Annotated in this window: 9 protein-coding genes; 7 read left to right on the forward strand and 2 right to left on the reverse strand. The window is 40.0% G+C overall.

From position 1 onward, the window contains the following. The first annotated feature begins 139 nt into the window (after positions 1-139). The 6 genes from I4V44_RS16575 to I4V44_RS16600 all read left to right on the forward strand — a co-directional run bounded on the left by I4V44_RS16575 (position 140) and on the right by I4V44_RS16600 (position 7785). Positions 140-1486 carry an MATE family efflux transporter gene (locus I4V44_RS16575; protein ID WP_119241880.1) on the forward strand — a complete coding sequence of 449 codons (1347 nt, stop codon included), beginning with the start codon at positions 140-142 and terminating at the stop codon, positions 1484-1486. A 310-nt stretch (positions 1487-1796) separates the two neighbouring features. Then, a complete protein-coding gene (locus tag I4V44_RS16580; protein WP_119241879.1) occupies positions 1797-4418 on the forward strand; it encodes a cation-translocating P-type ATPase in 2622 nt (873 codons plus the stop codon). A gap of 161 nt (positions 4419-4579) precedes the next feature. Further along, positions 4580-6085, forward strand: coding sequence for a hypothetical protein (locus I4V44_RS16585; RefSeq protein ID WP_173702570.1), 1506 nt, complete (start codon positions 4580-4582; stop codon positions 6083-6085). Positions 6086-6523: 438 nt separating this feature from the next. Then, positions 6524-6823, forward strand: coding sequence for a BMC domain-containing protein (locus I4V44_RS16590; RefSeq protein WP_008703970.1), 300 nt, complete (start codon positions 6524-6526; stop codon positions 6821-6823). Between the two features lie 24 nt (positions 6824-6847). Further along, positions 6848-7135, forward strand: coding sequence for a BMC domain-containing protein (locus I4V44_RS16595; protein WP_008703969.1), 288 nt, complete (start codon positions 6848-6850; stop codon positions 7133-7135). 146 nt (positions 7136-7281) lie between these two features. Continuing rightward, complete coding sequence (locus I4V44_RS16600) at positions 7282-7785, forward strand: gamma carbonic anhydrase family protein (RefSeq protein WP_008703968.1); 504 nt, start codon at positions 7282-7284, stop codon at positions 7783-7785. 72 nt (positions 7786-7857) lie between these two features. Here the strand turns inward: I4V44_RS16600 and I4V44_RS16605 are convergent, their stop codons facing one another. Both I4V44_RS16605 and eutJ read right to left on the reverse strand, forming a co-directional pair. Beyond that, complete coding sequence (locus I4V44_RS16605) at positions 7858-8346, reverse strand: ureidoglycolate lyase (RefSeq protein WP_055052434.1); 489 nt, start codon at positions 8344-8346, stop codon at positions 7858-7860. Between the two features lie 42 nt (positions 8347-8388). After that, on the reverse strand, positions 8389-9225 hold the full coding sequence (gene eutJ / locus I4V44_RS16610; protein WP_118331680.1) for an ethanolamine utilization protein EutJ: 837 nt from the start codon (positions 9223-9225) through the stop codon (positions 8389-8391). Between the two features lie 618 nt (positions 9226-9843). On the opposite strand from eutJ, the gene I4V44_RS18620 reads away from it, so the two are divergent. Beyond that, the coding region (locus tag I4V44_RS18620) for an AAA family ATPase (protein ID WP_196002993.1) at positions 9844-10013 on the forward strand (170 nt) is incomplete at its 3' end.

Genomic DNA, 10013 nt, shown 5'->3' on the forward strand with positions numbered 1-10013 from the left:
GCAGTTATTCGTGTTCAGTATACGGATATGCAGGTACAGGAGAGTGTGACAATAGAGGAAGCGAATGAAGGGGAAAAGGAGTAAGATAGTTGGTTTTTTTGTGATAAAATAAAGAAAAAACGGGAAGGTATCAAAAATTATGAAAAAGGATTCAAGAATGACAGAGGGAAGTATCTCCAGAAAGATTATTTTTTTTGCCATTCCACTGTTTCTCGGAAATCTGTTTCAGCAGTTGTATAATACAGCAGATTCCCTGATCGTAGGCAATTTTCTTGGAAGTAATGCGTTGGCTGCAGTCAGTTCTTCCGGAAATCTGATTTTTTTGATGGTGGGATTTATCAATGGAATTGCCATGGGAGCCGGAGTTGTTGTTGCCAGATATTATGGGGCAAAAATAAAGGACTGCCTGCAGAAAGCAATCCATACAACCGTAGCGTTTGGACTTATGGCTGGTGTAGTGCTGACGGTTATGGGAATGTTTCTGGCTCCCAAAATTCTGGTACTGATGGGAACACCTGCTGATGTGCTGCCGGAGTCCATCGTGTATTTCCGAACATATTTTGCAGGATCCATAGGGGTTGTTATGTACAATATTTTTGTTGGAATCCTGCAGTCTGTCGGAGATAGTCATCACCCCCTGATTTATCTGATCATCTCTTCATGCATCAATGTTGTACTGGATATTTTTTTTATTGCAGGTCTTGGTATGGGTGTTGGTTCAGCTGCACTGGCAACAGCTATTTCTCAGTTTGTCAGCGCCATTCTTTGTATGATCCACCTGATGCGTGTGGAAGAAGAATATCGGTTAGAGTTGAGAATGATCCGTTTTGACAGACATATGCTAAAACAGATTATTCAGAATGGCGTGCCGTCCGGGTTCCAGAATTCAGTGATCGCTATTGCAAATGTTTTTGTGCAGTCAAATATCAATGCATTTGGGAAAATGGCAATGGCAGGCTGTGGTTCCTATTCAAAGGTGGAGGGATTTGCTTTTTTACCAGTAACATGTTTTACAATGGCTCTGACAACTTTTGTCAGCCAGAATCTTGGTGCCAGACAGTATGAACGTGCGAAAAAAGGTGCAAGATTTGGAGTTATTTGTTCGGTGATCATTGCAGAATTGATCGGTATTATCATATATGCGGCGGCACCGGTACTGATTGCTGCTTTTAACAGAGATCCAAGTGTAATACATTATGGTGTGATGCAGGCGAGAATAATTGCGTTGTTTTATTGTCTGCTGGCATTTTCGCATTGTATTGCAGCAGTACTACGCGGATCCGGTCATGCGGCAGTCCCCATGATAGTCATGCTTTGTGACTGGTGTCTGTTTCGTGTGAGCTATATCACGGTAGCAGTCCGCCTTATCTCAGATATCCGGGTGATATTCTGGGCATATCCCCTGACCTGGAGCATCAGCTCTGTGATTTTCCTGTATCTGTTTTTGAGGGGAAAATGGGTATACGGATTTGAGAAAGAGAAATAGATAGAATCGGAAACAGCAGCTATATACAAGGCTGCTGTTTTTGCCCGATGATTAAAAAATATCTTGACAGAGGTATTGATTTTGTTATAGTATTAGATTCAATAAAGGGGAGTAACCTACGTTTGAAAATCTGCGTTTGCAGTGTCGTCAGTACGGTGGAGACATCCGGCGCTGCAAGGAAATGGTGAGACTTTTATTGCATTTTTTGTTATGCAATAAGGGTTTCTTTTTTTATATCATTTTATTAAAAATCCTTCATTGCATAAAAAATTACAGTTGGTGAATATTTGCAAAAAAGGAGGCAAAGGTAATGAAGGAAATCTATCAACAAACAGTAGAAGAAGTTCTGGATCACGTGGAAAGCAGGGAATCAGGGCTTACCAGTGAACAGGTTGAAAGATCCAGAGAGAACTGTGGATGGAATGAGCTTGCAGAAGGAAAGAAAAAAAGTATTTTACAGATTTTCTTTGAACAGTATAAGGATTTTCTGGTGCTGATCTTAATTGCATCGGCAGTGATATCCGGTATGCTTGGAGATGTGGAAAGCGCAGCGGTTATCGTGATCGTTATTACGATTAATGCGATTTTGGGAACCGTACAGACAGTAAAGGCTGAGCAGTCTTTGCAGAGTTTAAAGAAGCTTTCCGGACCGGAAGCAAAAGTATTGCGCAATGGTGTGGCTGTCCAGCTCCCTGCAAGAGAACTGGTTGTGGGTGATGTGATTCTGCTTGAAGCAGGTGATATGATTCCGGCAGATGGAAGACTGATTGAAAATGCAAGTCTTAAGGTCGATGAAAGTGCTCTTACCGGTGAAAGTCTTGCGGTTGAAAAGAGCATGGACACTATTTTGGCAGAAGCACCACTTGGCGATCGGACAAATATGCTGTTTTCCGGAAGTTTTGTCACATATGGGCGTGGCAAAGCGGTTGTAACAGATGTAGGTATGCAGACAGAGGTTGGAAAGATTGCGGGACTTCTGAAATCGACTTCTGAAAAACAAACGCCACTTCAGGCAAATCTGGATGATTTTGGGAAAAAGCTTTCGATTCTGATACTGATATTTTGCGGAATTCTGTTTGCAATCAATGTATTTCGTGGCGAGAAGATCAGCAGTGCATTTATGTTTGCAGTAGCACTTGCAGTTGCAGCAATTCCGGAAGCGTTAAGTTCCATTGTGACAATTGTTCTTTCTTTTGGAACACAGAAGATGGCAAAGGAGCATGCAATTATTCGTAAGCTTCAGGCTGTGGAAGGCCTTGGGAGTGTATCTGTTATCTGTTCGGATAAGACAGGAACGCTCACACAGAACAAAATGACAGTAGAAGATTATTATATTGATGGAAAAAGGATTTCAGCAGCTGCAATTGATGCGGCAGATCCGGCACAGAGATGTCTTTTGGATTACAGTATTTTATGTAATGATTCAACAAATGAAAATGGAGTGGAGATCGGAGATCCGACGGAAACGGCATTGATCAATCTGGGCAGCAGATGCGGAATAGAGGCTGCCGATGTAAGAAATCTTTATCCAAGAGAAGGAGAGCTTCCTTTTGATAGTGACCGTAAGATGATGTCAACACTTCACAGAATCGATGGCGAGAACAGGATGATTGTAAAAGGTGCTGTTGACAGGCTTCTGGAACTGACAGAGAGGATTTGGACAAAGGATGGAGTCCGGGAAATTACAGAAGCAGATAAAGAAAAGATCCAGATGCAGAATCAGGATTTTTCGATGGAAGGGTTACGGGTACTGGCGTTTACTTATCGTGAAATTCCGGAGAATCATATATTGACGATGGAAGATGAGAAACATCTGGTATTTCTTGGCCTGATTGCTATGATGGATCCGCCCAGGGAAGAATCAAAGGCTGCAGTTGCAGAATGTATAAAAGCGGGAATCAGACCGGTCATGATAACGGGAGATCATAAGATCACAGCAGCGGCAATTGCAAAGAGAATTGGAATCTTACATGATCTGTCGGAGGCATGCGAGGGTGCTGATATTGAAAATATGAGTGATGAGCAGCTGAGGGAATTTGTTCCGAATATTTCTGTGTATGCAAGAGTGTCACCTGAGCACAAGATCCGTATTGTCCGTGCATGGCAGGAGAAAGGGATGATCGTAGCAATGACCGGAGACGGTGTGAATGATGCTCCGGCATTGAAGCAGGCAGACATTGGTGTCGCAATGGGAGTGACTGGAACCGAGGTTGCAAAGGATGCCGCAGCAATGGTGCTTACAGATGATAATTTTGCAACAATTGTAAAAGCAGTGGAAAATGGGCGAAATTTATATCAGAATATCAAGTATGCGATCCAGTTTCTTTTGTCAGGAAACTTTGGCGCGATTCTGGCAGTTCTTTGTGCATCGCTTGCAGGACTTCCGGTTCCCTTTGCACCAGTGCATCTGCTGTTTATCAATCTTTTGACAGACAGCCTTCCGGCAATCGCACTGGGTGTGGAGCCTCATAGCAGTGAGGTGATGAATGAGAAACCAAGATCTGCAGACGAGTCAATACTGACAAAAGATTTTCTTGGTAAGATCGGACTGGAAGGTTTTGTGATCGGTGTGATGACAATGATTGGATTTTTGACAGGATATTACCAGAATGGTGCATTGCTGGGAAGTACCTACGCTTTCGGAACACTTTGCCTGGCACGTTTGTTTCATGGATTTAACTGCAAATCGGATCATCCGGTTATCTTTACAAAACGTTTCTTTAATAATAAATGGCTTCAGGGAGCATTTGCACTTGGGGCAGTACTTATTACAGCAGTACTTACGGTTCCTGGACTTCATTTTATGTTTAAAGTGGAGACGTTGAACCTGATGCAGCTTGGATGCGTATATCTGTATGCGTTTGCCAGCCTTCCGATTATTCAACTGCTTAAATGGATACGCATGAAATTAAGAAAAAGAGGGGAAAGATAGTGAGTCTTTCATCAGGTATGCATCGGAAGCTTTTGGTTTTTTATGGTAAGGGCGAAAATGTAATTTTACTGAAGTTTTGGAAACAGCAGCTATATACAAGGCTGCTGTTTTTGAGTATAATAGTAGAAATAAGCAGTGCAAATTGAGGAAGGATCATTCAAATGATAGTTAACAAGTGTTCGGAAAATTTACTTAAAAAATCAAAAAAATTATATGAGAATTATAGGGACAACTGTACAGTTGTCCAGAGAATGCTGGAAAAATATAAAAAGATATATCCCAATATTTCTGATTATTCTATTATGCATTTTATAGATATTGCAGAATTTTGCGATTTAATAATGGACAGAAAGAAACTGGAAGGCTTGAATGAAGATGAGTGTTACTGTCTTTTGCTGGCAGCCCTGTTTGCGCATACCGGATTTGGTTTAAATCAGGAAATCATGAACAGATATATAAACAGACTGGGAATTCAAAAGCAGACTCAATCGCTTACATTCCTGCAGATCATGAGCAAATATCATGTTTTGTTCAGTGCGTGTCTGATAGAAGAATATGGAGATATATTTGAATTTCCGTCAGAGAAACATAAACATGCCATAACCAGTATGCTGTATTTTATTGGCGGAAACAGCGATGATATAAATCAGCTGGAAGAAATTTTGGTATTAGACAATAAAAATACTGTCAGATTGAAGGATCTGGCAGCAGTTCTTGTGGTTGGAAATCAGCTTGCAGAATTGAAAAATATAAATCCTGATCTGGATTATGAGGATTTTGATAAATATAATTCTGAAGAGATTGTTGGATTTGTTGAAAGAAATGTCGTAAGAAGCATTTCCGTTAAAGGTGGTAAACTTGTGATAGAAGCAGGTGGATCAGATTCAGCATATGCACTGATTGAAAGAAAAGTCAATATAATTATCAATAATTTTAATAAGATTCTCAGAAGTCTCACTCATGAGTCGGGTGACAATACCAGTCTTTTTTGCATTGATTCGATAGAGCTCAAGTGTGTTCTATCTGCTGAAAATTCAGAGAAGATCTATCTTAATAAAGAAATTGAAGAATCATGGACAGAAGAAGATATAGAACTTTTTCATAAACTTTCTTTTGAAGAAAGAGTGTTTTATGCGGATTATCTGTCTACAGAGTTTGAGATCACCAAGTTTCTTGTGGACTTTGCAAAGACAAACAACGCAGTACTTGCGGGATTAGAGTATAGAGTAAAATCACCGAAGTCCTTATATAATAAGCTCTATCAGAGAGTAGAGAAATCTTTTTTCGATTCAATAGCGGATGTTATTCGTTATACAGTGATACTGGAGCCGAAAAATTATGTTGAACAGATACGCTCTGTGACAGATGCTCTGCATGAGAAAAACTGGAAGATCTATTCGTTGAAAAATTATTGGGTCAATGACAGCTTTCCATATAATGGTGTAAATGCCAAGTTTAAAAACTCACGCAACTATCGTATTGAAATCCAGTTCCATACTCAGGAAAGCTTTGATGTGAAAATGAGTGAGGAAGATCATAAACTGTATGAACAAAGAAGAGTTTTAGAACCGGGCTGTGATGAATATAACAGAATATTACAGTTACAGCTGAAATTATATTCAGATATGGAATATCCTGAAAATATTGCAGATTTAGAAAAAATTTAACTGAATCAAGCGGATATTCGCAATCCGCTTCGCTACTTGCTCATAACCGAATAACTGCTCCGCAGTTTATCAGAAGGAGCTTGCACTCCTCCTGATACAAGCAAGTCCCCACCCACTGCTTATTGCTTTTCGCAATTGAAGCAGGGGACTTGCTTGATTCGGTTAAAACCTGACAACAGCAGATGGCAGTTCTCCATATTAGTATATGTTCTGCATAGAAGCCTGTGAATGGTTGTAAGAGAGAAGATTTATGAAAATAGTGAAAAATAAACAATCCAACAGATAAACTCTTGAAGATAATGTGGTGTTATGTTGTATTATGTGGATTTTTGTGAGATTTCAGTAGAAAATAGCTTGTGATTATAATGAAAACAAGGTATACTAGTATAAAAGACAGCAGTCGGGAGAACCATTTTCCCGTCTCGTAAGGAGGATAAAATGGCAAAAAACTATGATGGCATGGCAGTTGGGGCATTTGAACTGGATAACCTGGTAGCTTGCTTTGTCGCTCTCGATGCAGCATCCAAGGCTGCAAACGTAACGATTCAAAGCGTCGAACGAAACCGACTGAAAAGCGGAGCATGTGTAAAAATACGCGGCAGTGTTTCTGATGTGAATGCAGCAATGGAAGTGGCCTTAGAGACAGCCAAACCCCTTGGCAAGATTGTTTCTCACACAGTGATCGCATCACCTTCCGCAGATACTGAAGTGGCACTTAAGATGACCATTAACAAATAGAACATGTCAGGAGGAAATGAGAAGATGTCATATGGAGCATTAGGATTAGTAGAGGTTGTGGGAAGCTGTAATGCAGTAGTTGTCCTTGACCAGATGCTGAAAACATCAGATGTGGAATTCCGTACCTGGCATACCAAGTGCGGAGGTCACGCAACTATATTCTTAAGTGGCGATATAGCAGCAGTAAAGGCAGCAGTAGATGCTGTAAAGGGAAACCCGCCCTGTGAAATTATAGCAGCAGCTGTAATCTCAGCACCGTCTGAAGAAACATCAAGACTGGTGAAAGAAGAGGAAGAAAAACACCATAAATAATAGCTAAAAGGACTTTCTGTAAATCAGTAAATGAAATGCAGAAAGTCTTTTTGGAATATGTATAAAGATTCTGCAGTAAAGAAGTGTCAGGGTATTGAAAATGATGTGAAGGTAGTATTAAATCAAGAAGGCAGGTATTTCGGAAGATGGATTATAAGAGTGTAAAAATATCAGAAGATGCAAAAATTGCAAGGCAGTCAGTGGTTATTGGAGATGTAACTATCGGGCGTGACAGTTGTGTTCTTCATTATGCTGTGATACGTGGCGATGATGCTCCGATTGTGATTGGTGAGGAATCTAATGTTCAGGAAAACTGTACGATTCATGTAAGCCGTAATATGCCGGTACATATTGGGAATAATGTGACAGTTGGACATAATGCAGTGCTTCATGGATGTATGATCGGTGACCGTACATTGATCGGAATGGGAGCGGTTGTTCTTGATGGTGCCAGAATAGGTAAGGATTGTATCATAGGAGCAGGAAGTCTTGTGACAAAGAACACAGTGATACCGGATGGTTCTCTGGTGATGGGAAGTCCTGCAAAGATTAAACGAAACCTTACATGGGAAGAAAAGCTGGGAAATCTTGAAAACAGTAAAGAGTATGTTTCTGTGTCTGCCGAAATGCAGAAGCAGGGTGTATTGTAAAAATCAGACAATAAAAATATATCCCCGGAACTTTATGTAAAAACAGTGGAGTTCCGGGGATATTTATGTATATCAGACAGTAATCTTAAACCAGTCTTTTTCTTCAAAATCTACTACTGTGCAGTCATTTGCATAAGTGCATTCCGGAAGAATGATCATGGCATGGAGTACTTCATTGTTTAAAGGAAGAGGACATAAATGCCAGATAGCAGCATTGATCTTCACCATAGTTCCTTTTGGAACTATGAATGCTCTGGTAAGTTCTGGAACAGGTGCGCCTGCAGAAGCCGGTGCTACATGTATGATCATGTCATCATCCAGTGCAACAATTCCTTCCCAGGTAGTTGTGTGATATTCAGCAGCTTTAACGATGCGTTCATCTTTATGTACTGCAATAGGTGAAAAACCAATGGATCCCATACAGGTACCGGAAATACGGTCTGGATAAAATTTATGTATTTCACCCTGTAATGGATAGCCTTCTGGCTCTGTCATGCTGAAAAATGTACCAAATGGTGCAAAATCTGCAGCATTGATTTTTGTTGCTTTTAGTTCTCTCATGATATAATACCCCCTTATATAGTATTTTATGAAAAGTTTTGATTATTTTTTGTGTATGACTGGTGGAAGATCACAGTGATAAGCGATACCCAGTGGGGTTACCAGCAGAGGATGTACCGGACGATAAACAGGTAGCCCAAGCTTTTTTTCAAATACGCCTGTGAAATCTTCAAAACTTGCGGAACCGCCTACAACATATACAGCGGGTACCTGGTAGCCTGTGAGAAATTTCTGAGTGATCGTGGCCATTTTTTCTACAGTTGCTTTGATTACAGGGAAAATTTCAGCTTCTTTTGAACGATCTGTTTTTAAAATTTCAGCTTCTTCGTATGGGATGTTATAGTGCCCTGCTACAGTCATGGTCATGTGACTGCCGCCGGTAGCTTCATCGTCTGTGTAGATTACTTTGCCGTTTTTGAGAATACTGATTCCTGTAGTGCCTCCACCTACATCCACTACAGCGCCGTCTGAAATCTTAAGTACAGCAGCTGCAGCGGTGGGTTCGTCTACGATATTGGAAACCTCAAAACCTGCACCCTCCAGCACATATTGAATACTTTTTGAACTTCCTTCGGAAACTCCGGGTGGGATTGCAGCTGCAGCGTAAGGAAGTTCAGTTTTCAGTTTTTCTTCAAGTTCAGCCTTCAGCCGTGTAACAAGCTGAACAGATTCATAATAATTGACGATCACGCCGTCTCTGATAGCCTGGGAGGGAGCGGATATGCCAGCAATCGGACGGTTGGTAGTGTCTACAACTGCCAGAACTGTATTAGCTGTACCCAAATCCACACCTACCTTCAGGCGGCCTTTGAATTTTTTGCATTCACCGGTTTGAACAAGATCGGCGAAATTTGATAAAGTTCTGTTTTTCAATTCCATATCTGTATACTCCTGATATTTTATTTTATAGATGAGATCGTTTGACATTGTTACTGCTCATTCCGTTCTCAGCAACATGTTTTTCGATTTTTGCTGTTTCAGAAAAAACAACAAAAAATTGCAAACAGATATTATATATTATAGAATAATCAGTATGGAAAAGCAACAAAATATGCCGTCAGGTTATGAAAAGGATAGAAAAATTATTGGTAAATATCAAAGTTTTCATTAAATATTTTTTCATTGTGTGATAAAATATTTAATGAACTTAAATACTTCTTGAATTCTTAAATAAAGAAAGGATGCGGAGAAAAATGAAAAAAAATTAATGGTTTGGATAATGGCTTTATGTATATGTGCAGGGCTGACCGGCAATACAGGAGTGATTAATGTATTTGCCTCTGAGTATACTGAGGGTCTGACCATCTAACTAACCGATAAATAAAATAATGAATTAGTAAAAAGTTGATGAAAAGTCTGTAAATGTAATGTGCCATTGGAGTTTAGCGCAATAGAGTTTGAATATTGTGAATCGCTTGAAGTGTTGGAAGAATTCTTTCATAAATATATTAATATTAGAAATTGTCAGCTATTAAGGATTAATCCTGAAACGAAGAAGTGGAATTGCTCTATGGCAACAAGGGCGAATCGCAGGGAAACCAGGTATTTGCCGATTTTCTGCCCCATCTGATCAGGGTAATAGAAAATGCTGGAATGCTGATCATTGATGAATTTGGCAATAGTCTTCATAATAAATTGGCTGAAAAAATTATTGAATTCTTTATGGA

Origin of the sequence: Blautia sp. 1001283B150304_161114_C9, assembly GCF_015668165.1 — a bacterium.
GTDB lineage: Bacteria > Bacillota > Clostridia > Lachnospirales > Lachnospiraceae > Blautia_A > Blautia_A wexlerae.